General features: G+C 42.4%; 25 protein-coding genes. 22 read left to right on the top strand and 3 right to left on the bottom strand.

Annotated elements, in window-relative coordinates:
• Positions 1–135 precede the first annotated feature (135 nt).
• From lytC to whiA, 10 genes are all read left to right on the top strand, one after another.
• Complete coding sequence (gene lytC, locus QM818_RS07270; protein ID WP_414300088.1) at positions 136–1,692, top strand: choline binding-anchored murein hydrolase LytC; 1,557 nt, start codon at positions 136–138, stop codon at positions 1,690–1,692.
• Positions 1,693–1,927: 235 nt separating this feature from the next.
• The gene (locus QM818_RS07265; protein WP_261203824.1) at positions 1,928–2,446 is read left to right on the top strand and encodes a Dps family protein; all 519 of its coding nucleotides are present in this window, start codon (positions 1,928–1,930) and stop codon (positions 2,444–2,446) included.
• A gap of 130 nt (positions 2,447–2,576) precedes the next feature.
• Positions 2,577–3,083 (top strand): dihydrofolate reductase, encoded by a 507-nt coding sequence (locus tag QM818_RS07260; RefSeq protein WP_000162453.1) that lies wholly within the window; start codon positions 2,577–2,579, stop codon positions 3,081–3,083.
• Complete coding sequence (locus tag QM818_RS07255) at positions 3,083–3,253, top strand: hypothetical protein (RefSeq protein ID WP_000442260.1); 171 nt, start codon at positions 3,083–3,085, stop codon at positions 3,251–3,253. The genes QM818_RS07260 and QM818_RS07255 overlap by 1 nt, the downstream gene beginning before the upstream one ends.
• 36 nt (positions 3,254–3,289) lie before the next feature.
• The gene (gene clpX, locus QM818_RS07250) at positions 3,290–4,522 is read left to right on the top strand and encodes an ATP-dependent Clp protease ATP-binding subunit ClpX (protein WP_025169664.1); all 1,233 of its coding nucleotides are present in this window, start codon (positions 3,290–3,292) and stop codon (positions 4,520–4,522) included.
• 8 nt (positions 4,523–4,530) lie between these two features.
• The gene (yihA, locus tag QM818_RS07245) at positions 4,531–5,118 is read left to right on the top strand and encodes a ribosome biogenesis GTP-binding protein YihA/YsxC (protein ID WP_000422605.1); all 588 of its coding nucleotides are present in this window, start codon (positions 4,531–4,533) and stop codon (positions 5,116–5,118) included.
• Positions 5,119–5,128: 10 nt separating this feature from the next.
• Positions 5,129–5,509 (top strand): RidA family protein, encoded by a 381-nt coding sequence (locus tag QM818_RS07240; RefSeq protein ID WP_414300087.1) that lies wholly within the window; start codon positions 5,129–5,131, stop codon positions 5,507–5,509.
• 51 nt (positions 5,510–5,560) lie between these two features.
• Positions 5,561–6,451 carry an RNase adapter RapZ gene (gene rapZ / locus QM818_RS07235; RefSeq protein WP_004257841.1) on the top strand — a complete coding sequence of 297 codons (891 nt, stop codon included), beginning with the start codon at positions 5,561–5,563 and terminating at the stop codon, positions 6,449–6,451.
• The gene (locus QM818_RS07230; RefSeq protein WP_001231080.1) at positions 6,448–7,425 is read left to right on the top strand and encodes a YvcK family protein; all 978 of its coding nucleotides are present in this window, start codon (positions 6,448–6,450) and stop codon (positions 7,423–7,425) included. Before rapZ ends, QM818_RS07230 begins: the two co-directional genes overlap by 4 nt.
• Positions 7,422–8,333, top strand: a complete 912-nt coding sequence (gene whiA, locus QM818_RS07225; RefSeq protein WP_000011276.1) for a DNA-binding protein WhiA — start codon at positions 7,422–7,424, stop codon at positions 8,331–8,333. The genes QM818_RS07230 and whiA overlap by 4 nt, the downstream gene beginning before the upstream one ends.
• Before the next feature lie 423 nt (positions 8,334–8,756).
• On the opposite strand, the gene QM818_RS07220 is transcribed toward whiA, so the two are convergent.
• Positions 8,757–9,725, bottom strand: coding sequence for an NAD(P)/FAD-dependent oxidoreductase (locus QM818_RS07220; RefSeq protein ID WP_000081015.1), 969 nt, complete (start codon positions 9,723–9,725; stop codon positions 8,757–8,759).
• A gap of 136 nt (positions 9,726–9,861) precedes the next feature.
• Between QM818_RS07220 and cdaA the strand changes: the two genes are divergently transcribed.
• The 8 genes from cdaA to QM818_RS07180 all read left to right on the top strand — a co-directional run bounded on the left by cdaA (position 9,862) and on the right by QM818_RS07180 (position 18,374).
• Entirely contained in the window at positions 9,862–10,719 is an 858-nt protein-coding gene (gene cdaA, locus QM818_RS07215) for a diadenylate cyclase CdaA (protein ID WP_001011069.1), read from the top strand.
• Positions 10,706–11,485 (top strand): CdaR family protein, encoded by a 780-nt coding sequence (locus tag QM818_RS07210; RefSeq protein WP_001230940.1) that lies wholly within the window; start codon positions 10,706–10,708, stop codon positions 11,483–11,485. The genes cdaA and QM818_RS07210 overlap by 14 nt, the downstream gene beginning before the upstream one ends.
• Before the next feature lie 24 nt (positions 11,486–11,509).
• Positions 11,510–12,862, top strand: a complete 1,353-nt coding sequence (gene glmM / locus QM818_RS07205) for a phosphoglucosamine mutase (RefSeq protein WP_023948132.1) — start codon at positions 11,510–11,512, stop codon at positions 12,860–12,862.
• Between the two features lie 73 nt (positions 12,863–12,935).
• Positions 12,936–13,310 (top strand): DUF1149 family protein, encoded by a 375-nt coding sequence (locus QM818_RS07200; RefSeq protein ID WP_001050081.1) that lies wholly within the window; start codon positions 12,936–12,938, stop codon positions 13,308–13,310.
• 1 nt (position 13,311) lies between these two features.
• Positions 13,312–14,160: a DegV family protein gene (locus QM818_RS07195; RefSeq protein WP_023948130.1), complete on the top strand. Its 849-nt coding sequence runs from the start codon at positions 13,312–13,314 to the stop codon at positions 14,158–14,160.
• Between the two features lie 382 nt (positions 14,161–14,542).
• On the top strand, positions 14,543–15,310 hold the full coding sequence (dapB, locus tag QM818_RS07190; protein ID WP_414300086.1) for a 4-hydroxy-tetrahydrodipicolinate reductase: 768 nt from the start codon (positions 14,543–14,545) through the stop codon (positions 15,308–15,310).
• Positions 15,307–16,506, top strand: coding sequence for a CCA tRNA nucleotidyltransferase (locus QM818_RS07185; protein WP_414300085.1), 1,200 nt, complete (start codon positions 15,307–15,309; stop codon positions 16,504–16,506). Before dapB ends, QM818_RS07185 begins: the two co-directional genes overlap by 4 nt.
• Positions 16,503–18,374: an ABC-F family ATP-binding cassette domain-containing protein gene (locus QM818_RS07180; RefSeq protein WP_414300084.1), complete on the top strand. Its 1,872-nt coding sequence runs from the start codon at positions 16,503–16,505 to the stop codon at positions 18,372–18,374. Before QM818_RS07185 ends, QM818_RS07180 begins: the two co-directional genes overlap by 4 nt.
• Before the next feature lie 36 nt (positions 18,375–18,410).
• Here the strand turns inward: QM818_RS07180 and mntE are convergent, their stop codons facing one another.
• A complete protein-coding gene (mntE, locus tag QM818_RS07175; RefSeq protein WP_261081128.1) occupies positions 18,411–19,595 on the bottom strand; it encodes a CDF family manganese efflux transporter MntE in 1,185 nt (394 codons plus the stop codon).
• 303 nt (positions 19,596–19,898) lie between these two features.
• Between mntE and QM818_RS07170 the strand changes: the two genes are divergently transcribed.
• The 4 genes from QM818_RS07170 to yaaA all read left to right on the top strand — a co-directional run bounded on the left by QM818_RS07170 (position 19,899) and on the right by yaaA (position 25,643).
• Positions 19,899–22,595, top strand: a complete 2,697-nt coding sequence (locus tag QM818_RS07170) for a cation-translocating P-type ATPase (RefSeq protein ID WP_247947229.1) — start codon at positions 19,899–19,901, stop codon at positions 22,593–22,595.
• 117 nt (positions 22,596–22,712) lie between these two features.
• Positions 22,713–23,123, top strand: a complete 411-nt coding sequence (locus tag QM818_RS07165) for a peptide deformylase (RefSeq protein ID WP_000412217.1) — start codon at positions 22,713–22,715, stop codon at positions 23,121–23,123.
• A gap of 11 nt (positions 23,124–23,134) precedes the next feature.
• Positions 23,135–24,730 carry a hypothetical protein gene (locus QM818_RS07160; RefSeq protein ID WP_414300083.1) on the top strand — a complete coding sequence of 532 codons (1,596 nt, stop codon included), beginning with the start codon at positions 23,135–23,137 and terminating at the stop codon, positions 24,728–24,730.
• Positions 24,731–24,914: 184 nt separating this feature from the next.
• Entirely contained in the window at positions 24,915–25,643 is a 729-nt protein-coding gene (gene yaaA, locus QM818_RS07155; protein WP_414300082.1) for a peroxide stress protein YaaA, read from the top strand.
• Positions 25,644–25,764: 121 nt separating this feature from the next.
• On the opposite strand, the gene QM818_RS07150 is transcribed toward yaaA, so the two are convergent.
• Positions 25,765–26,313: an NADPH-dependent FMN reductase gene (locus QM818_RS07150; RefSeq protein WP_414300081.1), complete on the bottom strand. Its 549-nt coding sequence runs from the start codon at positions 26,311–26,313 to the stop codon at positions 25,765–25,767.
• Between the last annotated feature and the right edge of the window lie 427 nt (positions 26,314–26,740).

Raw genomic sequence — 26,740 nt, 5'->3', positions numbered from 1 at the left:
CATATGATTCTTTCTAATGAGTTGTTTCGTCGCTTTTCATTATAGGTCATATGGGACTTTTTTTCTACACAAAAATAGGCTCCATAATATCTATAGGGGATTTACCCACTACAAATATTATAGAGCCCATTTTTTATAGGAGAGGAAAGATTGAAAACAAAGATTGGAAAAATTGGATTAGCAAGTCTCTGTTTACTAGGATTGGCAACTAGCCATGTCGCTGCGAATGAAACTGAAGTGAAAGCATCTTCGGAAGAAAGTAGTGTTCAAGCTTCTTCTAGCAAGGTAGAAGAAAAGAAATCAGAAACGACTACAAGTCAAAAAGAAGAAGAGAAAAAGGAAGAAGTAAAAGAGACGCGAGCTAGTAGTCAGAAAGAAGAAAGTAAGCTAAATTCAACATCAGCACACTGGGAAGGTGACTTCTATGTAAAGGCAGATGGTTCCAAAGCTAAGAGTGAGTGGATTTTTGACAACTACTATAAGGCTTGGTTTTATATTAAGTCAGACGGTCGTTATGCCCAAAAAGAATGGCGTGGGAACTATTACCTCAAAGCGGGTGGTTACATGGCTAAAAATGAATGGGTTTACGATAACAACTATAAGAGCTGGTTCTACCTCAAGGCAGACGGTTCTTATGCAGAACAAGCATGGCAGAAAATCAATGGCAAATGGTACTATTTTAAAAAATGGGGCTATTTAGCTAAAAGCCAATGGCAGGGAAATTATTTCTTGAATGGTCAAGGTGCCATGATGCAAAATGAATGGCTTTATGATCCAGCCTATTCATCTTACTTCTATCTCAAGTCCGATGGTTCTTATGCAAATCAAGAGTGGCAAAAGGTAGACGGCAAGTGGTACTATTTTAAGAAGTGGGGTTACATGGCCAAATATGAGTGGCAGGGTAACTACTATTTGACAGGAAGTGGTGCTATGGCTACTGGTGAATTAGTCATGGATGATGCTCGCTATATTTTTTCTGACTCAGGTGAGTTAAAAGAAAAGAAAGACTTGAATGTTGGCTGGGTTCACCGAAATGGCAGACGTTATTTCTTTAACCATCGTGAAGAACAAGTTGGGACTGATCAAGTTAAAAAGGTCATCGATGTCAGTGAGCACAATGGTCGTATCAGTGACTGGAAAAAAGTCATCGATGATAATGGAGTTGATGGCGTTATTGTTCGCTTGGGATATAGTGGTGTAGAAGATAAGGAATTGGCTTATAATATTCAAGAATTTAATCGACTAGGCATTCCTTATGGTGTTTATCTTTATACCTATGCCGAAAATGAAACAGATGCTGAGAATGATGCTAAGCAGACTATTGAACTCTTGAAGAAATACAAGATGAACTTGTCTTACCCTATCTACTATGATGTTGAGAACTGGGAATATGGCAATAAGACCAAGAGAGCTCCAAGTGATACTGGAACCTGGGTCAAGATTATCAACAAGTATATGGCAACAATGAAACAGGCGGGTTATCAAAATGTGTATGTCTATAGCTATCGTAGTTTACTACAGACGCGTTTAAAACACCCAGATATTTTAAAACATGTAAACTGGGTAGCGGCCTATACGAATGCTTTAGAATGGGAAAATCCTCATTATTCAGGAGAAAAAGGTTGGCAATATACTTCGTCTGAATACTTAAAAGGAATTCGTGGTCGTGTTGACGTCAGCGTTTGGTATTAAGATATAAGTTTGAGAAAGGAGTGTGCAAGAAAATTGCATCCTCTTTTTCTTTATTTTGTCGCAGTTAAGAGAGGTGTAAGGGGACTGTGTTTTATTCTAAAAATTCTTAAATTATCAGTCTATTGCAACTTTTCTCATGTAAGTCATTTGGCTTGCTATTGGTCTTTCTTAGTAGTATACTAAGGGAGTAACCAATAAGATGTGGTTACAAAAAATAATGAACGAGGTAAAGAAAATGGTAGAATTGAAAAAAGAAGCAGTAAAAGACGTAACATCATTGACAAAATCAGCGCCAGTGGCATTGGCAAAAACAAAGGAAGTCTTGAATCAAGCTGTTGCTGATTTGTACGTAGCTCACGTTGCTTTGCACCAAGTACACTGGTATATGCGTGGTCGTGGTTTCCTTGTATGGCATCCAAAAATGGATGAGTATATGGAAGCTCTTGATGGTCAATTGGATGAAATCAGCGAACGCTTGATTACACTTGGTGGTAGCCCATTCTCTACATTGACAGAATTCCTTCAAAACAGTGAAATCGAAGAAGAAGCTGGTGAATACCGTAATGTTGAAGAAAGCTTGGAACGTGTCCTTGCTATCTACCGTTACTTGTCAGAACTCTTCCAAAAAGGTTTGGATGTCACTGATGAAGAAGGTGACGATGTGACAAACGGTATCTTTGCAGATGCTAAAACTGAAACTGATAAAACAATCTGGATGCTTGCGGCAGAACTTGGACAAGCACCTGGTTTGTAAGAAATAATAGCAACATATATAAATCTGTAAGAAATTTCTTACAGATTTTTTCTATCTTGTAAGCTATTCCAAACCAGTCTTTTTTTGAGTTTTTTGATAAAATAGTACTATCAGTGAAAAGGATGGAAGCATGACTAAGAAAATCGTAGCTATTTGGGCCCAGGATGAAGAGGGTGTGATTGGTAAGGACAATCGCCTGCCTTGGCATTTGCCAGCAGAACTGCAACACTTCAAAGAAACAACTCTGAATCATGCTATCTTGATGGGGCGTGTGACCTTTGATGGAATGGGGCGTCGCTTGCTTCCCAAACGGGAGACCTTGATTTTGACTCGTAACCCAGAAGAAAAGATAGACGGGGTTGCTACTTTTTATGATGTTCAGTCTGTCTTGGACTGGTATCAGGCTCAAGATAAGAATCTTTATATTTTAGGTGGAAAGCAAATTTTTCAAGCTTTTGAACCCTACCTTGACGAAGTGATTGTGACTCACATTCATGCTCGGGTGGAAGGAGATACCTATTTCCCTGAAGAATTTGACTTGTCTCTTTTTGAGACAGTTTCAAGCAAATTCTATAGCAAAGATGAGAAAAATCCTTATGATTTTACCATCCAATACCGCAAGAGAAAGGAAGTCTAATGGAACGTAGTATATTTGGTTTTTTCACAGCCATGCTGTGTTTGGTCTGCTTGCTTGCAGGGGCACAGGCTTTTCGTAAAAAGCGCTATGGACTTTCTGTCCTGCTCTGGTTAAATGCATTTACCAATTTGGTCAATAGTATCCATGCTTTTTACATGACCTTATTTTAGATAGAATGACAGTATAGAATAGAACGGAAGGAAATCATGCCTACAACTAGGAATAATGATATGATGGTTTATTGCTCATTTTGTGGCAAAAGCCAAGAAGAAGTACAAAAAATAATCGCTGGGAACAACGCCTTTATCTGTAATGAATGTGTGGAGTTGGCTCAGGAAATCATTCGAGAGGAGTTGGCGGAAGAAGTCTTGGCAGACTTGTCTGAAGTTCCAAAACCAATCGAACTCCTCCATATCTTGAACCACTATGTAATCGGTCAAGATCGTGCAAAACGTGCTTTAGCAGTAGCAGTATACAACCACTACAAACGCATCAATTTCCACGATACGCGTGAAGAGTCAGAAGATGTGGATTTGCAGAAGTCAAACATCTTGATGATTGGCCCAACTGGTTCAGGGAAAACTTTCCTTGCTCAGACCTTGGCTAAGAGCTTGAATGTACCTTTTGCGATCGCAGATGCGACAGCTCTTACTGAGGCTGGTTATGTTGGTGAGGACGTGGAAAATATCCTCCTCAAACTCCTGCAGGCTGCTGACTTTAATATTGAACGTGCAGAGCGTGGGATTATCTATGTGGATGAAATTGACAAGATTGCCAAGAAGAGTGAGAATGTATCGATCACACGTGATGTTTCTGGTGAAGGGGTGCAACAAGCCCTCCTCAAGATTATCGAGGGAACCGTTGCTAGCGTGCCGCCTCAAGGTGGACGCAAGCATCCACAACAAGAGATGATTCAAGTGGATACTAAAAATATCCTCTTCATCGTGGGTGGTGCCTTTGATGGCATTGAAGAAATCGTCAAACAACGTCTTGGTGAAAAAGTCATCGGATTTGGTCAAAACAATAAAGCGATTGATGAAAATAGCTCTTACATGCAAGAAATCATCGCAGAAGATATTCAAAAATTTGGTATTATCCCTGAGTTGATTGGACGTTTGCCTGTCTTTGCTGCTCTTGAACAATTGACAGTAGATGATTTGGTGCGTATTTTGAAAGAGCCAAGAAATGCCTTGGTCAAACAATACCAAACCTTGCTGTCTTATGATGATGTTGAGTTGGAATTTGACGACGAAGCTCTTCAAGAGATTGCCAATAAGGCCATCGAACGCAAAACGGGTGCGCGTGGTCTTCGCTCGATTATTGAAGAAACCATGTTAGATGTCATGTTTGAAGTACCGAGTCAGGAAAATGTTAAATTGGTCCGCATCACAAAAGAAGCTGTCGATGGAACGGATAAACCAATCCTAGAAACAGCCTAGAGGTGACTATGGAACTTAATACACACAATGCTGAAATCTTGCTCAGTGCGGCGAATAAATCCCACTATCCGCAGGATGAACTGCCAGAGATTGCCCTAGCAGGGCGTTCAAATGTTGGTAAATCTAGCTTTATCAATACCATGCTGAACCGCAAGAATCTAGCTCGAACATCAGGGAAACCTGGTAAAACCCAGCTTCTCAACTTCTTTAATATCGACGATAAGATGCGCTTTGTGGATGTGCCTGGTTATGGCTATGCCCGCGTTTCCAAGAAGGAACGTGAAAAGTGGGGGCGCATGATTGAGGAGTACTTAACGACTCGGGAAAATCTCCGTGCAGTGGTTAGTCTAGTTGACCTCCGTCATGACCCGTCAGCAGATGATGTGCAGATGTACGAATTTCTCAAGTATTACGAGATTCCGGTTATTATCGTTGCGACCAAGGCGGACAAGATTCCTCGTGGTAAATGGAACAAGCACGAATCAGCAATCAAAAAGAAATTAAATTTTGACCCAAGTGATGATTTCATCCTCTTTTCATCTGTCAGCAAGGCAGGGATGGATGAGGCTTGGGATGCAATCTTAGAAAAATTGTGAGGAAAAGAAAATGGCAAAAACAATTCATACAGACAAAGCCCCAAAGGCTATCGGACCATATGTTCAAGGAAAAATCGTTGGCAACCTTTTGTTTGCTAGTGGTCAAGTTCCTCTCTCTCCTGAAACTGGGGAAATCGTTGGAGAGGCTATCCAAGAACAGACAGAACAAGTCTTGAAAAACATTGGTGCTATTTTGGCAGAGGCAGGAACTGACTTTGACCATGTTGTCAAAACAACTTGTTTCTTGAGCGATATGAACGACTTTGTTCCTTTTAATGAGGTTTACCAAACGGCCTTTAAAGAGGAATTTCCAGCTCGTTCAGCTGTGGAGGTAGCTCGTCTTCCTCGTGATGTAAAAGTCGAAATCGAAGTCATCGCAGAGATTGGATAAGCTAGTTGAAGTTTGGTTCTGCCAAACTTCTTTTGATATAAGGAGAAAAAGATGACAAAGAAACAACTTCACTTGGTGATTGTGACAGGGATGAGTGGTGCTGGGAAAACTGTAGCCATTCAGTCCTTCGAGGATTTGGGATATTTCACTATTGACAATATGCCACCAGCTCTCTTGCCTAAGTTTTTGCAGTTGGTGGAAACAAAGGAAGACGACCATAAGTTGGCCTTGGTAGTGGATATGCGTAGCCGTTCTTTCTTCTCAGAGATTCAAGATGTTTTGGATGAGTTGGAAAACAAGGAAGAACTGGACTTTAAAATTCTCTTTTTGGATGCAGCTGATAAGGAATTGGTCGCTCGTTACAAGGAAACCAGACGGAGTCACCCGTTAGCTGCAGATGGACGGATTTTAGACGGAATCAAGTTGGAACGTGAACTCTTGGCACCTTTGAAAAATATGAGTCAAAATGTTGTGGATACGACAGAACTTACTCCACGTGAGCTGCGCAAAACCCTTGCAGAGCAGTTTTCAGATCAGGAACAAGCCCAGTCTTTCCGTATCGAAGTCATCTCTTTTGGATTTAAATATGGAATTCCGATTGATGCAGACTTGGTCTTTGACGTCCGATTCTTGCCAAATCCCTACTACCTACCAGAACTGCGTAATCAAACGGGTGTGGATGAACCTGTTTATGATTATGTCATGAACCATCCTGAGTCAGAAGATTTTTATCAACATTTGTTGGCCTTGATTGAGCCAATTTTGCCAAGTTACCAAAAGGAAGGGAAGTCCGTTTTGACCATTGCCATGGGCTGTACAGGAGGACAACACCGTAGTGTGGCCTTTGCTAAACGCTTGGCGCAGGACTTATCCAAGAATTGGCCTGTTAATGAAGGGCATCGCGACAAAGACCGAAGAAAGGAAACGGTAAACCGTTCATGAGAAAACCAAAGATAACGGTGATTGGTGGAGGGACTGGGATCCCCGTCATTCTAAAAAGTCTGCGGGAAAAAGATGTGGAAATCGCAGCTATCGTAACGGTGGCAGATGATGGTGGTTCATCAGGTGAACTCCGAAAAAATATGCAACAATTGACACCGCCAGGTGATCTCCGCAATGTACTTGTAGCCATGTCGGATATGCCTAAGTTTTATGAGAAAGTCTTTCAGTATCGCTTCTCTGAAGATGCTGGAGCCTTTGCTGGCCATCCATTGGGCAATCTCATTATCGCTGGCCTGTCAGAAATGCAGGGTTCGACCTACAATGCCATGCAGTTGCTGAGCAAATTTTTCCATACAACTGGAAAGATTTATCCTTCCAGTGACCATCCTTTGACCCTACACGCAGTCTTTCAGGATGGGACAGAAGTGGCTGGAGAGAGTCATATTGCAGACCATCCAGGCATGATTGACCATGTCTATGTGACCAATACCCTCAATGATGATACGCCTCTGGCTAGCCGTCGAGTAGTGCAGACCATTCTTGAAAGTGACATGATTGTCCTCGGACCTGGTTCTCTCTTTACCTCGATTTTGCCCAATATCGTGATTAAGGAAATCGGGCAGGCGCTTTTGGAAACCAAGGCAGAAATCGCCTATGTCTGCAATATCATGACCCAACGTGGGGAGACGGAACACTTTACAGATAGTGACCACGTGGAGGTCTTGCATCGTCACCTTGGTCGACCTTTTATCGATACTGTCTTGGTGAATATTGAAAAAGTGCCTCAGGAATACATGAATTCCAACCGTTTTGATGAATACTTGGTGCAGGTGGAACATGATTTTACTGGTCTTTGTAAGCAAGTTCCGCGCGTGATTTCATCCAACTTCCTTCGTCTGGAAAATGGAGGCGCCTTCCACGATGGGGATTTGATTGTGGATGAATTGATGCGGATTATACAGGTGAGAAAATGAGTTTCACAGTAGCAGTAAAAGAAGAAATCCTAGGTCAGCACCATCTGAGCCGGCATGAATTATCTGCCATTATCAAGATGTCTGGCAGTATCGGTCTCTCGACTTCGGGCCTGACCTTGTCTGTCGTGACAGAAAATGCCAAACTGGCTCGCCACCTCTATGAGTCCTTTCTCCATTTCTATGAAATCAAATCGGAAATCCGACACCACCAAAGAAGTAATCTTCGTAAGAATCGGGTCTATACCGTTTTTACAGATGAAAAGGTGCAGGACCTTCTGAGTGATTTGCACTTGGCCGACTCTTTCTTTGGCCTAGAAACAGGTATTGATGAGGCGATTTTATCGGATGAGGAAGCAGGTCGTGCCTATCTTTGTGGTGCCTTCTTGGCAAATGGAAGCATTCGTGACCCTGAGTCAGGCAAGTATCAGTTGGAAATCAGTTCTGTTTATCTGGACCACGCGCAAGGGATTGCCTCCCTTCTCCAGCAATTTTTACTAGATGCTAAGGTGCTTGAGCGCAAGAAGGGAGCTGTGACCTATCTCCAGCGAGCCGAAGATATTATGGACTTCTTGATTGTCATCGGAGCCATGCAGGCGCGTGATGATTTTGAGAGGGTTAAGATTTTGCGAGAAACCCGTAATGACCTCAATCGAGCCAATAATGCCGAGACAGCTAATATCGCTCGGACAGTCTCTGCCAGCATGAAGACTATCAACAATATCAGCAAAATCAAAGATATCATGGGCTTAGAAAATCTGCCAGTGGATTTGCAGGAAGTAGCGCAGTTGCGGATTCAGCACCCAGACTACTCTATCCAGCAGTTAGCAGATAGCCTCAGCACCCCTCTGACCAAAAGTGGTGTCAACCACAGACTCAGAAAAATCAATAAGATAGCCGATGAGTTATAAAGATATAAAACACCTCTTTCTTGACAATTAAATAGAGTATGTGAGATAATAAAGGGGAATTGAGAAGTTCTAGCATTTTAGTGCTAACAGAAATCCCCTCGGTACTGCAATACTGAGGGGATTTTTTTCTAGGTTAGATAGCACTAACCAGGAAGGTTACTTGTCGAAGTGATCGTCTAACCAACGAGTCACCAGCCATGAGATGATACTCTCGATGACTGCGATAAGTACTATTTTGAGAAGTTCTAGCATCTGTAATACCTCCTTTTCCAAGGCGTATTGTTAGTGCCGTCCCTATTATATCACATGTTTTATCAGTTTGATAGGCATTTTTATTTTTGTTAAAGAAGGGGGAAATATGAGCTAACAAATTAGCCGATGAACTATAAAACCACGAATCCTATGTGACTCGTGGTTCTTTTTCTATAAACTAGTAGAGTGTTTTGGTTGTACTTTTTGTTCTGGGTCGATGTAGTTAATGGCATTGTTAACAGCGGTTGGTGCTTCTCCAAGCCCTGTCGCAATCAGATCAATTTTTCCGTCATAGTAGCAACAGTCACCGATAGCATAGATACCTGCTTGGCTAGATTCTTGCTTGCTATTGACGATAATCTTGTGACGGTTGAGGTCCAGACCCCAGTTTTTAAGGTTACCAACAGAAGATTTGAAACCATAGTTGACAAAGAGGTGGTCTAGGTCAATAGTTTCTGTTTCATCAGATTTGACTTTTGTGATTTCAAGTTTATCGAGTGTTTTTCCATCTCCAAGGAGTTGGCTAGGGACGAATGGTGTCTTGATGATCACAGAAGATTCCTGCAAAGCTTGGACACTGTGTTCCAAGGCGCGGAAATTATCTCTACGGTGGACAAGGGTAGTTGGCGCAATTTTTTCAAAAGCTAAAGCCCAATCAACAGCTGAGTCCCCACCACCCAGAATCGTCACTTTCTTACCAGCATATTGCTGAATGTTAGAAACGTGGTAGTGGATATTTTCATAGCCCTCAACGCCTTCTAGTTCCAGCGGACGTGGTTTGAAGGCACCACCCCCCATAGCAATGATAACAGTTTTAGACAGATGACTTCCTTTAGAAGTTGTGATGACAAATCCTTCTTCTTGTTTTTCAATCTCAAGAACCGTTTCGTTGAGATGAATAGGGGTATCAAAGCCATTTAATTGCTCGATTAGACGGTTAGTCAACTCTTCTCCAGTCAGGTTTGGGAAACCCGGGACGTCTAAAATTTCCTTTTCAGGGTAGAGAATAGCAGGTTGTCCACCTAGTTGGGGAAGAGAGTCGATGATTTGGACCTTGGCTTGGCGTAGGTGGGCATAGAAGGCTGCAAAAAGCCCGACAGGACCACCACCTACAATGGTAATATCATAGAGTTGAGACATGGTTTCTCCTTTGTTTTTTCTAGTCAGTTTATTTTATCATATTTTTCCTTAATTTAAAATGAAGTAGGATAGGGAAAAAATGCCAGAAAAATGGTATAATAGAAAGGAACGTGTTTGGACAGAGAGGAGACAGCAGATGAACTTTCAACAATTATCCAATCTGCAATATTGGACTAGCTTGTTTTCTAGTCCTTGGAGTATTGCCATCAATCTGTTTGATATTTTGATTGTGGCCTATATTTTATATCGTTTTACAAAAGCGATAGCTGGCACCAAGATTATGATTTTGGTGCGTGGGGTCGTGATCTTTGTATTAGCCCAGGTTGTGGCCAATATCCTTGATTTAACAACGATTTCTTGGTTGATTAATCAGATTATCACCTATGGGGTTATTGCTGCGGTTGTTATCTTCTCTCCAGAGATTCGGACTGGTTTGGAACGCTTGGGAAGGGCGACAGATTTCTTTTCTACTGCTCAAATTAGTGCAGAGGAGCAAATGATTCGTGCCTTTGTCAAGTCGGTTGAATATATGAGTCCTCGTAAGATTGGTGCTCTGGTTGCCATCCAACGAGTTCGGACCTTACAAGAATACATTGCGACAGGGATTCCTTTGGATGCCAATATTTCAGCTGAACTCCTTATTAATATCTTTATCCCCAACACTCCCCTACACGATGGTGCTGTGATTATCAGAGAAAATCGAATAGCAGTAACCTCTGCCTATCTTCCCTTGACAGAAAGCACAGGGATTTCCAAGGAATTTGGGACCAGACACCGGGCGGCTATCGGTTTGTCAGAAGTATCCGATGCCTTGACCTTCATCGTCTCAGAGGAAACAGGAGGCATTTCTATTACCTATAACGGTGTTTTCAAGCACGACTTGACGATTGAAGAATTTGAAGCAGAGCTACGAGCAATTCTTTTGCCAGCTGTTGAGGAAAAAGTCAGTTTCAAGGACCGTTTGCTAGGAGGTTGGAAATATGAGAAAAAATAGTCTATATATCATTTCATCTCTCTTTTTTGCTTGTGTCTTATTCATTTATGCAACGTCAACCAACTTTCAAAATAGCAATACCGCAAGGCAGGTCAAATCAGAAACCTACACCAATACGATAACGAACGTTCCTATCGATATTCACTATGATAATGACCAGTATTTCATTAGTGGATTTGCATCAGAAGTTTCAGTGATATTAACCGGAGCTAATCGTGTGACCTTGGCCAGCGAAATGCAGGAGAGCACTCGTAAGTTTAAGGTCACAGCGGATTTGACGGATGCCAGTGTTGGAACGATTGAAGTTCCCTTGAATATTGAAAATCTTCCAAGCGGATTGACCGCTGTGGCAACGCCTCAAAAGATTACAGTGAAAGTTGGGAAGAAGGTTAAGCGAGATGGGATGATTGTTGTGCCACAAGTTGACCAAAGCCAGATTGATTCCAAGCTACAAATTGATAGTGTAACCGTGTCAAACGAACGAGTTTCTGTCACAACTGACCAAGAAACATTAGCTAAAATCGATCGTATTATTGCGCTTTTACCAACCAGCGAACGCATAACCGGTAATTACAGTGGTTCAGTACCTTTGCAGGCAATCGACCGCAATGGTGTTGTCTTACCGGCAGTTATTACTCCGTTCGATACAACAATGAAGGTGACTACAAAACCAGTAGCACCAAGTTCAAGCACATCAAATTCAACTACAAGCAGTTCGTCAGAGACATCTTCGTCAACGAAAGCAACTAGTTCAAAAACGAATTAAAAATAGAAAAAGGATATTATAAAAATGGGTAAATATTTTGGGACTGATGGAGTCCGTGGAGAAGCTAACGTAGAATTAACGCCAGAATTGGCCTTTAAACTAGGACGTTTTGGAGGCTATGTTCTCAGTCAACATGAAACGGAAGCACCGAAAGTTTTTGTAGGACGTGATACACGTATTTCTGGGGAAATGCTAGAATCTGCCTTGGTGGCAGGTCTCCTCTCTGTAGGGATTCACGTCTACAAACTTGGTGTCCTTGCAACACCAGCAGTAGCTTACTTGGTAAAAACTGAGGGAGCCAGTGCAGGTGTCATGATTTCTGCTAGCCACAACCCAGCCCTTGATAATGGGATTAAGTTCTTTGGTGGTGATGGTTTCAAACTAGATGATGAAAAAGAAGCAGAAATTGAAGCCCTGCTAGATGCTGCGGAAGACACTCTTCCTCGTCCAAGTGCTGAAGGCTTGGGAACCTTGGTAGATTATCCAGAAGGTTTGCGTAAGTATGAAGGATATCTTGTTTCAACTGGAACTCCTCTTGAAGGAATGAAGGTTGCCTTGGATACGGCTAATGGTGCAGCTTCTACAAGTGCCCGTCAAATCTTTGCAGATCTTGGTGCTCAATTAACTGTTATTGGGGAAACACCAGATGGTCTTAACATCAACCTTAATGTTGGTTCAACCCACCCAGAAACCCTTCAAGAAGTGGTCAAAGAAAGTGACTCAGCTATCGGTTTGGCTTTTGACGGAGACAGTGACCGTTTGATTGCTGTCGATGAGAATGGCGATATCGTTGATGGTGACAAAATCATGTACATCATAGGGAAATACCTTTCTGAAAAAGGACAATTGGCGCAAAATACAATCGTGACAACCGTTATGTCTAACCTTGGTTTCCACAAGGCCTTGGATCGTGAAGGCATTAACAAGGCAGTCACTGCAGTTGGCGATCGTTACGTTGTTGAAGAAATGCGAAAATCAGGCTACAACCTTGGTGGTGAACAGTCTGGTCACGTCATCTTGATGGATTACAATACAACAGGTGATGGCCAATTATCTGCTGTTCAATTGACCAAAATCATGAAGGAAACTGGTAAGAGCTTGTCAGAGTTGGCAGCAGAAGTAACCATCTATCCACAAAAATTAGTCAATATCCGAGTGGAAAATGCCATGAAGGAAAAGGCTATGGAAGTGCCAGCTATCAAGGTTATCATCGAGAAGATGGAAGCTGAAATGGCGGGGAATGGCCGTATCCTTGTTCGCCCAAGTGGAACAGAGCCTCTTTTGCGTGTTATGGCAGAAGCGCCTACAACAGAAGAAGTGGACTACTATGTTGATACCATCGCAGACGTAGTTCGAGCTGAAATCGGGATTGACTAAATCCTAGAAAACTAGATGAAAATAAAAAATTATGGTACAATAGCTTATAATATTGTAGCCGAGGGAGAAAGACATGAATCTTAAACGTGAACAAGAATTTGTTAGTCAGTATCATTTTGATGCGCGTAATTTTGAATGGGAAAATGAAAATGGAGCTCCTGAAACTAAGGTGGATGTGAACTTCCAATTAATTCAACATGACCAAGAAAATCAAGTGACTTCCTTGATTGTTGTCTTGAGTTTTATGATTGTATTTGATAAATTTGTCATCAGTGGAACCATTTCACAGGTAAATCATATTGATGGCCGTATTGTCAATGAACCAAGTGAATTGAACCAAGAAGAAGTGGAAACCTTGGCTCGTCCATGTTTGAATATGCTCAACCGTTTGACTTACGAAGTAACTGAAATTGCATTAGACTTACCAGGAATCAATTTGGAGTTCTAATATGAAACTAGCTGTTATCACAGATTCCTCTGCCTATCTCAGTGCAGATACCTTGCAAAGAGAAGATTTGTATGTCTTGGATATTCCTGTTAATATTGATGGTGAGGAGTATGTTGAAGGTGTTAATCTGACTGCTGAGGAATTTTACCAAAAAATGGCTCAGGCTTCTGAATTGCCTAAGACCAGTCAACCAAGTATTGCCAAGTTAGATGAGATTCTAACTTCGCTCAAAGAACAAGGCTATACCCATGCTTTGGGGCTTTTCCTATCTTCTGGAATTTCAGGTTTTTACCAAAATATCCAGTACATGGTCGATGATTATGAGGGCTTAACCATTGCCTTCCCAGACACTCTGATTACAAGTGCTCCTCTGGGGATCATGGTTGAAAGTGTCTTTAACTGGCGAGACCAGGGCGATGATTTTGCCATCATTCAAGATAAGCTAGCTATTCAAATTAGTCATACATCTGCTTTCATCATGGTGGATGACTTGGACCATTTGGTTAAAGGTGGACGCCTTTCAAATGGAGCTGCGATTTTGGGCAATCTGCTAAGCATTAAGCCGATCCTCTATTTCAATGACCAAGGTGTGATTGAAGTATACGAAAAAGTTCGTACTGAAAAGAAAGCAACCAAGCGCTTAATTGAAATTATCAAGGAAGCAACAGCTTCAGGCCAATACCGTATCATTGTCATTCACGGGAATGCTCCTGAAAAGGCTGAAGAATTGCGTCAGCACTTGCTAGATTCTGAAGTGGGTACGGATATTTCACTTGCTACATTTGGTAGTGTCATTGGAACACACCTAGGAGCAGGAAGCATTGCTCTAGGTTATATTCCAGTAATTTAGTTTGCGCTTCTAGGCTAGTTAAGAAATAGCAATTGAACACGGACTACCTGCCTCTTGAAAAAAGATGCCTGTCTTACCTTTCATGGAAAGTCAGCGCCATCCCCTATTTTTCACGGGCAGCTAAGGCCCTTTGTATCTTGATAATTGAACACGCCTGGAACCCTCTGTGAAAAAGATAGTTCTTCCAAGGAGGGAGGAGACACTCCTTGATTAGAACTCCTATTTTCACTCTGTGTTCTTACAGGCTTTGTATCTTAGAAATTGAACACGGACTACCTGCCTCTTGAAAAAAGATGCCTGTCTTGCCTTTCATGGAAAGTCAGCGTCATTCCCTATTTTTCAAGGGCAGCTATCGTCCTTTGTATCTTAGTCAGGAGTAGAGATGAGTATTCGAGTAATTATTGCTGGTTTTAAGGGAAAGATGGGCCAGGCTGCTTGTCAGATGGTCTTGGCTGATCCAGACTTGGACTTGGTAGCAGTTTTGTATCCCTTTGAGTCTGAATCAGAATGGCAGGGTATTCCTGTTTTCAAGGATAAGGCTGATTTGGTCGGTTTTGAAGCAGATGTCTGGGTAGACTTTACTACACCAGCTGTTGCCTATGAAAATACACGCTTTGCTCTTGAAAATGGCTTTGCTCCAGTGGTTGGGACAACAGGTTTCACGAGTGAAGAAATTGCAGAGCTAAAAGCATTTTCTCGTGCTCAAGATTTGGGTGGCTTGATCGCTCCTAACTTTGCCTTGGGTGCTGTTTTACTCATGCAATTTGCAAGGCAGGCTGCTAAATATTTCCCAAATGTGGAGATTATCGAGCTCCATCATGACAAGAAAAAGGATGCTCCGAGTGGAACTGCTATTAAAACAGCTGAGTTAATGGCAGAAGTTCGAGAGTCTATCCAGCAGGGTGCAGCAGATGAAGAAGAGCTGATTGCAGGTGCCCGTGGTGCTGACTTTGATGGCATGCGTATTCACTCAGTTCGTTTGCCAGGCTTGGTAGCTCATCAGGAAGTCATCTTTGGCAATCAGGGAGAAGGATTGACCCTCCGTCATGACTCCTATGATCGCAGCTCCTTCATGACAGGGGTGAATTTGGGAATTAAAGAAGTTGTCAAGCGTCATGAGCTTGTCTATGGATTAGAACACTTATTATGAGATTAACGCAAATGCCTTCTGAATTTCAGAAGGCTTTACCAGTATTAGAAAAAATTAAAGAAGCAGGTTTTGAGGCCTATTTTGTTGGGGGCTCTGTTCGAGATGCCCTCCTCAATCGTCCTATCCATGATGTGGATATTGCAACGTCTTCTTATCCAGAAGAAACCAAGCAAATTTTTCCGCGAACAGCCGATATCGGAATCGAGCATGGAACCGTCTTGGTTTTAGATGGGGATGAGGAGTATGAGGTAACCACCTTTCGGACAGAGGATGTCTATGTGGACTATCGCAGACCCAGTGCGGTCTCCTTTGTGCGCTCGCTAGAAGAAGACCTCAAACGCCGTGATTTCACAGTCAACGCCTTTGCCTTGGACGAGACAGGGGAAATCATTGACTTGTTCCATGGTTTAGAAGATTTGGAAAAGCAAGTCTTACGAGCAGTTGGAGTGGCAAGTGAGCGTTTCAACGAAGATGCTTTGCGGATTATGCGTGGCTTCCGTTTTCAGGCCAGTCTTGGCTTTGAACTGGAGTCAGAAACATTTAAAGCTATGAAAATTTTGACGCCACTTTTGGAGAAAATTTCTGTGGAGCGTACCTTCGTTGAGTTTGATAAACTCTTGCTGGCTCCATTTTGGAGAAGGGGTTTGGCTTCCATGATTGAGAGTCAAGCTTATGACTATCTCCCTGATATGGCATCTAGCCAGGACGAGCTTAATAGACTGTTTGATTTGGAGACTGATTTCACCTTTAAATCCTCTGAACAAGCCTGGGCAGCTCTACTGTGGGCTTTGGATATTGAAAATGCGCAGCCATTTTTGAAGGCTTGGAAGACCTCACGTCAATTTGCCAAGCAGGTACAGGATTTACTGACTATTTTGGCCTTGCGTGAAAAGGGAGAATTGAGCAAGCGCGATTGTTACCGCTTTGATTTAGATTTACTTTTACAGGCTGAAAATCTTCGTCAGGCCCAAGGAAAAGAAGTTAATCCACAAGTGATTACAGAAACCTATCAGAGTTTGATCATTCATGATAAGAAAGAAATCCAAATCAACGGTGGTATTTTGATCAAGGAATATGGTTATCAGCCGGGACCAGACTTGGGAGAGATTTTAACAGAGATTGAATATGCCATTGTCGATGGAGAATTGGAAAATGACCGTCAAGCCATCCATGCTTATCTAAGGGAGAAAAAATGAGTGATTTTATCGTTGAAAAACTAAGTAAATCCGTCGGTGACAAGACCGTTTTTAAGGATATTTCCTTTATCATCCATGACTTAGACAGAATTGGTTTGATTGGTGTTAATGGAACAGGGAAGACCACCCTTTTGGATGTTCTTTCTGGTGTTTCTGGTTTTGATGGGGATGTTAGTCCTTTTTCAGCTAAGAATGATTACCAGATTGGTTACTTGACCCAAGATCCTGATTTTGATGATAGCAAGACGGTCTTGGATACGGTCCTCTCCAGCGACCTCAAGGAAATCCAGCTCATTCGTGAGTATGAATTGATCATGCTTAACTACAGTGAGGACAAACAGGCGCGTTTGGAACGTGTCATGGCTGAAATGGATTCTCTCCAAGCTTGGGAAATCGAGAGTCAGGTCAAGACGGTTCTCAGCAAGCTGGGGATTCAGGATTTATCTACTCCTGTTGGGGAATTGTCAGGTGGTCTGAGAAGACGGGTTCAGTTGGCGCAAGTCTTACTTGGCAACCACGACCTCTTGCTTCTGGATGAGCCGACCAACCATCTGGACATTGCGACTATTGAGTGGCTGACCCTCTTTTTGAAAAATTCTAAGAAGACTGTCCTTTTTATTACCCACGATCGTTATTTCTTGGATGCTTTGTCAACACGGATTTTCGAGTTGGATCGCGCAGGCTTGACCGAGTACCAGGGAAATTATCAGGACTATGTTCGCCTTAAGGCGGAACAGGATGAGCGTGACGCGGCTCTTCTTCATAAAAAAGAACAACTCTACAAACAAGAATTGGCCTGGATGCGTAGACAACCGCAGGCGCGTGCGACCAAGCAGCAGGCTCGTATCAATCGTTTCCATGATTTGAAAAAGGAAGTTTCAGGCAGTAGTGCTGAGACAGACTTGACCATGAACTTTGAAACCAGTCGGATTGGTAAGAAAGTAATCGAGTTTCAGGATGTTTCCTTTGCCTATGAAAACAAGTCTATTTTGCAAGATTTTAATCTCTTGGTGCAGGCCAAAGACCGTATTGGAATCGTTGGGGACAACGGTGTTGGAAAATCAACCCTGCTTAATCTGATTGCAGGCAGTCTTGAGCCGACAGCAGGACAAGTTGTGATTGGGGAAACTGTTCGCATCGCCTATTTCTCTCAGCAAATTGAGGGTTTGGATGAAAGCAAGCGAGTGATCAATTACTTGCAGGAAGTGGCAGAAGAGGTCAAGACCAGCGGTGGTTCTACAACTTCGATTGCAGAGTTGCTGGAGCAGTTCCTTTTCCCACGTTCGACGCATGGAACCTTGATTGAGAAATTGTCTGGGGGAGAGAAAAAACGCCTTTATCTCCTCAAACTGCTCTTGGAAAAACCAAATGTTCTTCTTTTAGACGAGCCAACCAATGATCTAGACATTGCGACCTTGACAGTTTTGGAGAATTTTTTGCAAGGCTTTGCAGGTCCTGTCTTGACAGTTAGTCACGACCGCTATTTCTTGGATAAGGTAGCGACCAAGATTCTAGCTTTTGAGGATGGCAAGATTCGTCCTTTCTTTGGTCATTATACCGACTATCTTGATGAAAAAGCCTTTGAAACAGATATGGCCAATCAAGTGCAAAAGTCTGAAAAGGAGAAAGTCGTCAAGGTCCGTGAAGACAAGAAACGCATGACCTACCAAGAAAAGCAGGAGTGGGCAAGCATTGAAGGCGATATTGAAACCTTGGAAAATCGTATCGCTGCTATTGAAGAGGAGATGCAGGCCAATGGTTCTGACTTTGGTAAGCTGGCTACTCTCCAAAAAGAACTAGATGAGAAAAACGAAGCACTCCTTGAAAAATACGAACGCTATGAGTATCTCAGTGACTTTGATAGCTAGAAGAATGGAAAAATCCCGTCTCATGACAGGATTTCTCTATTCTTTTTTTGTTTCTTGGTGAAAGATATTTTGCCAGGTTTCGTGGCGACGCCAGATACTGGTATGGATGATACCATCTAACTCATAGGAGATGAGTTTGGTCTTCTGACTGATGGAAGTGATCTGAATATCCTTGATAGCGGAATTCAAGTCTTTTTCGGCTTTATAGGCCTCTTTATCCATCTGCTCTCCATCTTGACGAATATAGACAAAATCGTCAGCCAAGAGTTCTTCCAGTTGATTTCCCTGATCAATCAATTGTTCGCGCATAAGCAATTTTTTATAGACATTGTCTAAAATTTCATCTTCAGGGATAGGTGCTGGCTCGATATGGACATCGGTATCAAAGACTCCAAAACGTTCTTCCAGCATAGACTCGACCTGATCCGCAATTTCATGGCTTTCAAAAACAGACAGGTCAGGGTTCATCTCTAGCGTAATATCCAGGTAGATGTTGCTACCGTAGGTACGACCTCTTTGAGATTTAACCTTGCTAATTTTGGGAATTTCCATGATAGCCTTTTGATAGTCCTCAAGCAGACGGTCGTCAAAACCATCTGAAAGACTAAAGGATGACTCGATAAAGATATCATAGGCAGTTTTCAAGATAAAGAAAGTGATGATGATAGCGACCAGTTTATCCACAATGGGATAATTGAAACTGCTGGCTAGGATGGCAATGGTAGTTCCCAGTGAGGTAACAGCATCAGAAAGATTGTCCTTTGCTGCGGTCTTTAGTGCTTTGGAGTTGGATTTCTTACTGAGGCGAGTATTGTAGAGATAAACTAGAAACATAATCGCTGCAGAAATGATTCCTAGAGTTGCACCCAGAGGATCAATGACCGTTTCTTCACGACTGAGAATCTTCTGAATGGTATCCCTTAGAACATCAAAGCCAACATAGAACATGATGATGGAAGTGACTAAACTAGCCAAATCTTCAATCTTCCAGTGACCAAAACGGTGGTCTCGGTCAGCAGGCTGGCGTGCCATCCGGATTCCAATCAAGAGGGCCACATTTCCAATGATGTCCGACACGTTGTTGAAACCATCGGCCACCAAACTGGATGAATGGAGGAGGTGCCCAGTTGCTAATTTCGCTGCAGACAAGAGCAGGTAGGTAGAAATGCTGATAATTGCCCCACGCTCAGCTAACTTGAGATTTGAAATAGATTGCTTCATTCAACTTCCTTTCTAGTCACATAGCATTTTACCATTATACTGGTTTTCAAGGGAAAATTCAAATAAGGCAGTTTTTACTCTTTGAAAACTTTTCAAAATTTGGTATAATAGTACTACTCAAGGGAGTAGCTGGCAGAAACCTGTGATAGTGTCGTCATTCCGAATTTTATACTGAAAAGTATGCTTTCCGGCACTATCTTAAACAGCGAGACTTGTTATGATTAACAGGTCTCTTTTTGTTTGTCGTGAAAAGATATGACAGAAAGAGAGTTTGTTTTGCACACAATGTCAAGGAGGAGACACATGTCAAAAGAACAAAAACGCCAAGCGTTTTACACTCAGAGTCCTGAAGAGGTCTTGCAGGCTGTGGATGCGACCGAGCAAGGTTTGTCATCAAGTGAGGCGGAAAAGCGCCTTGCAGAATTTGGCCACAATGAACTCGAAGAAGGCGAGAAACGATCAATCCTGATCAAATTCATCGAGCAATTTAAGGATTTGATGATTATCATCCTAGTTGCGGCGGCTATTTTGTCAGTCGTGACTTCTGGTGGGGAAGATATCGCAGATGCTATTATCATCTTAGCCGTGGTTATCATTAACGCTGCCTTTGGTGTTTATCAAGAAGGAAAAGCAGAAGAAGCCATTGAAGCTCTCAAATCCATGTCTAGTCCAGCTGCCCGCGTTCTGCGTGATGGGCATATGGCGGAGATTGATTCTAAAGAATTAGTACCAGGTGATATCGTTGCCCTTGAAGCTGGTGACGTAGTACCTGCAGATCTACGTTTGCTTGAAGCCAACTCTCTTAAAATCGAAGAAGCAGCTCTTACAGGTGAGTCTGTGCCAGTCGAAAAAGACTTGACAGTTGAACTTGCTGCAGATGCTGGTATTGGGGACCGTGTCAACATGGCCTTCCAAAACTCTAACGTGACCTATGGTCGTGGTCTTGGTGTTGTTGTCAATACAGGTATGTACACGGAAGTTGGTCATATCGCGGGTATGCTCCAAGATGCGGATGAGACGGATACACCACTCAAACAAAACTTGAACAACCTTTCTAAGGTCTTGACCTATGCTATCTTGGTCATTGCCCTTGTTACTTTTGTAGTTGGTGTTTTCATTCAAGGCAAAAATCCACTCGGTGAGTTGATGACCTCTGTTGCGCTTGCCGTTGCAGCAATTCCAGAAGGGCTACCAGCTATCGTAACTATCGTTCTTGCCCTTGGTACTCAAGTTTTAGCCAAACGAAACTCTATCGTTCGTAAGTTGCCAGCAGTAGAAACACTTGGTTCAACGGAAATCATCGCTTCTGATAAGACTGGTACGTTGACCATGAACAAGATGACCGTTGAAAAAGTCTTCTATGATGCAGTCCTACATGACTCAGCTGATGACATTGAACTGGGTCTTGAAATGCCGCTTCTACGTTCAGTAGTCTTAGCTAACGATACTAAGATTGATGTCGAAGGCAATCTGATTGGTGACCCAACCGAAACAGCCTTTATCCAATATGCCTTGGACAAGGGCTACGATGTTAAAGGATTTTTAGAGAAATATCCTCGTGTGGCTGAGTTGCCATTTGATTCTGAACGTAAGCTCATGTCAACGGTTCACCCGTTGCCAGATGGTCGTTTCCTTGTAGCAGTCAAGGGTGCGCCAGACCAACTTTTGAAACGTTGTATTCTTCGTGACAAAGCTGGGGATATTGCTCCTATTGATGAGAAGGTTACAAACCTCATCCATACAAACAACTCTGAAATGGCCCACCAAGCCTTGCGTGTCCTTGCAGGTGCTTATAAGATTATCGATAGCATTCCAGAAAACCTGACTTCTGAAGAGCTTGAAAATGATTTAATCTTTACTGGTTTGATTGGAATGATTGACCCTGAACGTCCTGAAGCTGCTGAGGCTGTTCGTGTGGCTAAGGAAGCTGGAATCCGTCCAATCATGATTACGGGTGATCACCAAGACACTGCAGAAGCTATTGCCAAACGTTTGGGAATCATTGATACAAATGATACAGAAGGCCACGTTTTAACTGGTGCTGAGCTCAACGAACTGTCAGATGAAGACTTTGAAAAAGTCGTTGGTCAATACTCTGTTTATGCCCGTGTGTCTCCAGAACACAAGGTTCGTATCGTCAAGGCTTGGCAAAAACAAGGTAAAGTCGTTGCCATGACAGGTGATGGTGTCAATGATGCGCCAGCTCTGAAAACAGCCGATATCGGTATCGGTATGGGAATCACTGGTACAGAGGTTTCTAAGGGTGCATCTGACATGATCCTTGCAGATGATAACTTTGCAACTATTATCGTTGCAGTTGAAGAAGGACGTAAGGTCTTCTCAAACATTCAAAAGACTATTCAGTACCTACTTTCTGCCAACACTGCTGAAGTATTGACCATCTTCCTATCAACCTTGTTTGGTTGGGATGTCTTGCAACCAGTTCATCTTTTGTGGATTAACTTGGTAACAGATACCTTCCCAGCTATCGCTCTTGGTGTTGAACCTGCTGAGCCTGGTGTCATGAACCATAAACCACGTGGACGCAAGGCAAGCTTCTTCTCAGGTGGTGTTTTGAGTTCTATCATCTATCAAGGTGTACTCCAAGCAGCTATTGTTATGAGTGTTTATGGCCTTGCGATTGCTTATCCAGTACATGTGGGTGACAATCATGCCATTCATGCGGATGCCCTTACTATGGCCTTTGCAACCCTTGGTTTGATTCAGCTCTTCCATGCCTATAATGTCAAGTCTGTTTACCAATCCATCTTGACAGTTGGCCCATTCAAGTCTAAGACCTTCAACTGGTCCATCTTGGTATCCTTCATCCTTCTCATGGCAACAATCGTCGTAGAACCGCTTGAAGGAATCTTCCACGTAACCAAACTAGACTTGTCACAATGGGGAATCGTTATAGGCGGAAGCTTCTCAATGATTATTATTGTCGAAATCGTTAAATTTATCCAACGCAAACTTGGCTTTGACAAGAATGCGATTTAAAAAGAAAAAGTCATCTTCGGATGGCTTTTTGCTACAGTTGAGGGAAAGGGCTTGCAGTTGCCGTCTTTTGTGCTATAATTGCTATAATATAGTAAAAAACAAGAGGAGTGTGAGGAAGTGGAAAAGAAAATTGTAAAGGATATCTTATTTTTATCTCAGGTATCTCAGCCGGCAAGTCAGGAAGACCTTTATCTTGCCAAAGATTTGCAGGATACACTCTTAGCAAATCGTGAGACTTGTGTCGGTCTAGCTGCCAATATGATTGGGGTACAGAAGCGCGTGATTATCTTTAATCTTGGCTTGGTTCCTATGGTCATGTTTAACCCAGTGCTCCTGTCCTCTGAAGGACCTTATGAGACAGAGGAAGGTTGTTTGTCCTTGGTAGGTGTGAGACCTACTAGGCGTTATGAAACTATAAGGGTTGCCTATCGTGACAGCAAGTGGCAGGAACAGACCATTACTTTGACAGGCTTCCCGGCTCAGATTTGCCAGCATGAACTGGATCACTTGGAAGGACGAATCATTTAGGAGGAAAGCAAATGAAACGAATAGTCTTTGAACTTATTTTTATCGCAACGACCTGGTATATCTTTTTACCGCCTCTTAACCTGACCAGCTGGGAATTTCTCTTTTTCCTCTGTGGGCATTTGCTGGTTGTGGCAGTCTTATTTGGCTTTGGCAAGGGAATCAATCTGGTCAAAACGGTTCATGTGCGCCACGGCAAGGCAGAAGCTGCCTTAAATCTAGAGGGTTTCAAAATCAATCGGTTAGGGAAAGCTCTTTTAGTTTCTATTGGAGGAATTCTTCTCTTAGCAGCCTTGGTTTCCTTGATGACTTCTAGCATTTTTCAGGCTAAAAATTATGCCAATGTAGTCACGGTGACGGAAAAAGACTTTACTGAATTTCCTAAGACTGACACCAGTAAGGTTCCAATCTTAGATAGAAGTACTGCTGAAAAAATTGGTGACCGCTACTTGGGTTCCCTAACAGATAAGGTGTCGCAATACGTAGCGGCAGACACCTATACCCAATTGACGATTGATGGGAAACCTTATCGCGTTACGCCACTAGAATACGCAGATCCTATCAAGTGGTTTAATAATCAAGCCAAGGGAATCGGCGAGTATATCAAGGTAGACATGGTAACTGGTAATGCGGACTTAGTGGACTTGAAGACACCAATCAAGTATTCGGACTCGGAGTATTTTAACCGTGATGTCAAGCGTCACCTGCGCTTGAAGTATCCAACCAAAATTTTCAAAACTCCATCTTTTGAGGTGGACGATGAGGGCAATCCTTTCTATGTAGCGACGGTTTACCAAAAGCAATTTGGACTTGCAGTTCCTCGTCCTGTTTCAGTCATTATCTTGGATGCTACAAATGGAGAAACCAAGGAATACAGCTTGTCAGATGTTCCAGAATGGGTGGACAGGGTCTATCCAGCTGAGGAAACCATTGAACAAATCAACTACAACGGCAAGTACAAGGACGGTTTCTGGAATGCCATGATTTCCAAGAAAAACGTGACCCAGACTACCAAGGGCTATAATTACTTGTCTATCGGTAATGACATCTACCTCTACACAGGTGTGACGTCGGCCAATGCAGATGAAAGTAATCTTGGTTTCATTCTTGAAAATATGCGAACAGGAGAAATCACTAAGTACAGCTTGGCTTCTGCGACAGAAGAATCAGCCCGTGAATCAGCCGAAGGTGCTGTTCAGGAGAAATCCTACAAGGCAACCTTCCCAATCCTCATCAACCTCAATGACAAGCCTCTCTACATCATGGGCTTGAAGGACAATGCTGGTCTGGTCAAAGAGTACGCCCTGGTAGATGCAGTCGAGTACCAAAACGTTATCGTAGCTACGACAGTGGAAGAACTGCTCAGCAAGTACGCCAACAAAAACGACCTTGAAATTGACAATGAAACCACAGAAAGCATAAAGGGTGTGGTAGCAGACCTCAAATCAGCTGTTATCAAGGGCGATACTGTCTACTTCTTTAAAGTTGATGGCAAGATATACAAAGTCAAAGCCTCAGTCTCAGATGACCTTCCTTACCTTGAAAATGGTAAAACCTTCGAAGGTCAAGTAGGAAAAGACAACTATCTCAAGACCTTTAAAGTACAGTAAGAGGAGAGGCTGGAGAAAAATCTCAATTTCAGGAAAAAATGAAGTAAATCTTTCCATAATAAACGCATAGTATCAAGTTTTTCAACACCTGTTATTATGCGTTTTTCTGATTTTTAAGACTTTTCCCAGTTTCTTTTCAGATGAATTTCTTGGTAGTGACAAAAAAATATGCTACACTATTAATATGAAAATTTTAATCCCTACAGCAAAAGAAATGAACACAGACTTGCCGAGTATCGAGGCAACTCCTTTAAGACCAGAAAGTCAGGCCGTGCTGGATGCCTTGGCTCTCTATTCTGCTAGTCAATTGGAGAGTTTTTACAAGGTATCAGCTGAAAAGGCAACGGAAGAATTTCAAAATATCCAAGCTTTAAAAAGGCAAACTGCTCAACACTACCCAGCATTGAAACTTTTTGATGGGCTTATGTACCGCCATATCAAGCGAGACAAACTGACCGAGGCAGAACAAGCCTATCTTGAAAATTATGTCTTTATTACTTCGGCTTTGTACGGTGTTGTTCCAGCCTTGTCACCTATGGCGCCTCACCGTTTGGACTTTTTGATGAAGTTAAAAGTCGCAGGTAAGACTTTGAAGAGCCATTGGAAGGCAGCTTATGATGAAGCTGTGAAGAAGGAAGAAGTGATTTTCTCTCTCTTGTCATCAGAATTTGAGACTGTATTTTCTAAGGAAATTAGAGAAAAGATGGTGACCTTCAAATTCATGGAGGATAGAGGTGGTCAGCTGAAGATTCATTCAACTATTTCTAAAAAAGCGCGTGGTGCCTTCTTGACAGCCCTGATAGAAAATCAAGTACAGACGGTAGAAGAAGCTCGTTGCTTAAGATTTGCAGGATTTAACTACCGAGAAGACCTGTCACAGCCACAGGAATTGGTTTTTGTAAAGGAAGTATGAAAAGATATTTTTATTTGACAATACATATCATCAGCTATTTTAGTTTATAAATGAGAAAAAAGCGAACAAGCTAGACTTCTGAGTGTCAGAAAAGTAGTCTTGTTCGCTTTTATTATGTTAGTTACTTGATAGAATTTATCAAGTCTTGAGCTTGTTTTTCAAGTGAGTTTAGGACTGTTTCTTCGAGAACCAATTTTCCGTCTGCCCAAGCAGAGTCATTGACACGTGCAGCAGTGAAATCACCAACTACTTGTGTACGGATAAATGGCAAGAGGTCCTTGTAAATAGCGAAAAGTTGATCGTGACCTGCATTGGCTACAGATGATACGGTGACAAACTTGTCTTGAAGAGCAGAAGCGCCACGTGTATCAGACAAGTCAAGGGCACGAGATAGCCAGTCAAGCAAGTTTTTCACTGTTCCAGGGATAGAGAAGTTGTAGACTGGAGAGAAGATCCAGATAGCATCCGCAGCGAGAACTGCTTCACGAGCAGTAGCTACAGCTGGATGTGTTGGAACTTCCAAATCTTGGCTGAAGAGAGGAAGGGCTGAATAATCAAGATAGCTAACTTCCGCTTTGCCAGCAAGTGCTTTCTCAGCTTCGAGGGCCATTTGGTGGTTGAAAGAACCTTGGCGTAGTGATCCGACGATAAATAATACTTTTTTAGACATGATGTGTCTCCTTTTTCTTAAATTTCCGAGAAGTCTCTCGTTGTTACGGAATATATTACAACAAAACAAAAGGACTTGCAAGAAATTTGCTCAGAGTTTATTTGAAAATTATAAAATTGCTGAAACTTAGTCACGTGCTACTGGAAAAGTAAGAACTGTTTTTTGGATTCTGGTTTGCTTTGAAGTAAGAAATAGAATTGGTTGCTTATACTCAATGAAAATCAAAGAGCAAACTAGGAAGCTAGCCGCAGGTTGTACTGGAGTACGGCAAGGCGAAGCTGACGTGGTTTGAATTTGATTTTGGTAAATTCGCAAACTAAGTTCCACCGCTAGTAGAAGTGGAAGTTAGTCTGATAAAAATCCTAAAAACCAGTGGAAATCCGTGTCAGGGTAAGTTCCACTGGTTTTACTAATGCTTGATTTCATC

Source organism: Streptococcus mitis (genome assembly GCF_047464035.1).
Taxonomy (GTDB): domain Bacteria; phylum Bacillota; class Bacilli; order Lactobacillales; family Streptococcaceae; genus Streptococcus; species Streptococcus mitis_DX.
The sequence above is the reverse complement of the archived record's forward strand: the minus strand, read 5'-3'. Positions and strand labels throughout refer to the sequence as shown.

Excerpts from the sequence above, each read along its gene's own strand:
- QM818_RS07265 (WP_261203824.1), top strand. The coding sequence starts at position 1,928 with ATGGTAGAATTGAAAAAAGAAGCAGTAAAAGACGTAACATCATTGACA.
- QM818_RS07260 (WP_000162453.1), top strand. The coding sequence starts at position 2,577 with ATGACTAAGAAAATCGTAGCTATTTGGGCCCAGGATGAAGAGGGTGTG.
- QM818_RS07255 (WP_000442260.1), top strand. The coding sequence starts at position 3,083 with ATGGAACGTAGTATATTTGGTTTTTTCACAGCCATGCTGTGTTTGGTC.
- clpX (WP_025169664.1), top strand. The coding sequence starts at position 3,290 with ATGCCTACAACTAGGAATAATGATATGATGGTTTATTGCTCATTTTGT.
- yihA (WP_000422605.1), top strand. The coding sequence starts at position 4,531 with ATGGAACTTAATACACACAATGCTGAAATCTTGCTCAGTGCGGCGAAT.
- QM818_RS07240 (WP_414300087.1), top strand. The coding sequence starts at position 5,129 with ATGGCAAAAACAATTCATACAGACAAAGCCCCAAAGGCTATCGGACCA.
- rapZ (WP_004257841.1), top strand. The coding sequence starts at position 5,561 with ATGACAAAGAAACAACTTCACTTGGTGATTGTGACAGGGATGAGTGGT.
- QM818_RS07230 (WP_001231080.1), top strand. The coding sequence starts at position 6,448 with ATGAGAAAACCAAAGATAACGGTGATTGGTGGAGGGACTGGGATCCCC.
- whiA (WP_000011276.1), top strand. The coding sequence starts at position 7,422 with ATGAGTTTCACAGTAGCAGTAAAAGAAGAAATCCTAGGTCAGCACCAT.
- QM818_RS07220 (WP_000081015.1), bottom strand. The coding sequence starts at position 9,725 with ATGTCTCAACTCTATGATATTACCATTGTAGGTGGTGGTCCTGTCGGG.
- cdaA (WP_001011069.1), top strand. The coding sequence starts at position 9,862 with ATGAACTTTCAACAATTATCCAATCTGCAATATTGGACTAGCTTGTTT.
- QM818_RS07210 (WP_001230940.1), top strand. The coding sequence starts at position 10,706 with ATGAGAAAAAATAGTCTATATATCATTTCATCTCTCTTTTTTGCTTGT.
- glmM (WP_023948132.1), top strand. The coding sequence starts at position 11,510 with ATGGGTAAATATTTTGGGACTGATGGAGTCCGTGGAGAAGCTAACGTA.
- QM818_RS07200 (WP_001050081.1), top strand. The coding sequence starts at position 12,936 with ATGAATCTTAAACGTGAACAAGAATTTGTTAGTCAGTATCATTTTGAT.
- QM818_RS07195 (WP_023948130.1), top strand. The coding sequence starts at position 13,312 with ATGAAACTAGCTGTTATCACAGATTCCTCTGCCTATCTCAGTGCAGAT.
- dapB (WP_414300086.1), top strand. The coding sequence starts at position 14,543 with ATGAGTATTCGAGTAATTATTGCTGGTTTTAAGGGAAAGATGGGCCAG.
- QM818_RS07185 (WP_414300085.1), top strand. The coding sequence starts at position 15,307 with ATGAGATTAACGCAAATGCCTTCTGAATTTCAGAAGGCTTTACCAGTA.
- QM818_RS07180 (WP_414300084.1), top strand. The coding sequence starts at position 16,503 with ATGAGTGATTTTATCGTTGAAAAACTAAGTAAATCCGTCGGTGACAAG.
- mntE (WP_261081128.1), bottom strand. The coding sequence starts at position 19,595 with ATGAAGCAATCTATTTCAAATCTCAAGTTAGCTGAGCGTGGGGCAATT.
- QM818_RS07170 (WP_247947229.1), top strand. The coding sequence starts at position 19,899 with ATGTCAAAAGAACAAAAACGCCAAGCGTTTTACACTCAGAGTCCTGAA.
- QM818_RS07160 (WP_414300083.1), top strand. The coding sequence starts at position 23,135 with ATGAAACGAATAGTCTTTGAACTTATTTTTATCGCAACGACCTGGTAT.
- yaaA (WP_414300082.1), top strand. The coding sequence starts at position 24,915 with ATGAAAATTTTAATCCCTACAGCAAAAGAAATGAACACAGACTTGCCG.
- QM818_RS07150 (WP_414300081.1), bottom strand. The coding sequence starts at position 26,313 with ATGTCTAAAAAAGTATTATTTATCGTCGGATCACTACGCCAAGGTTCT.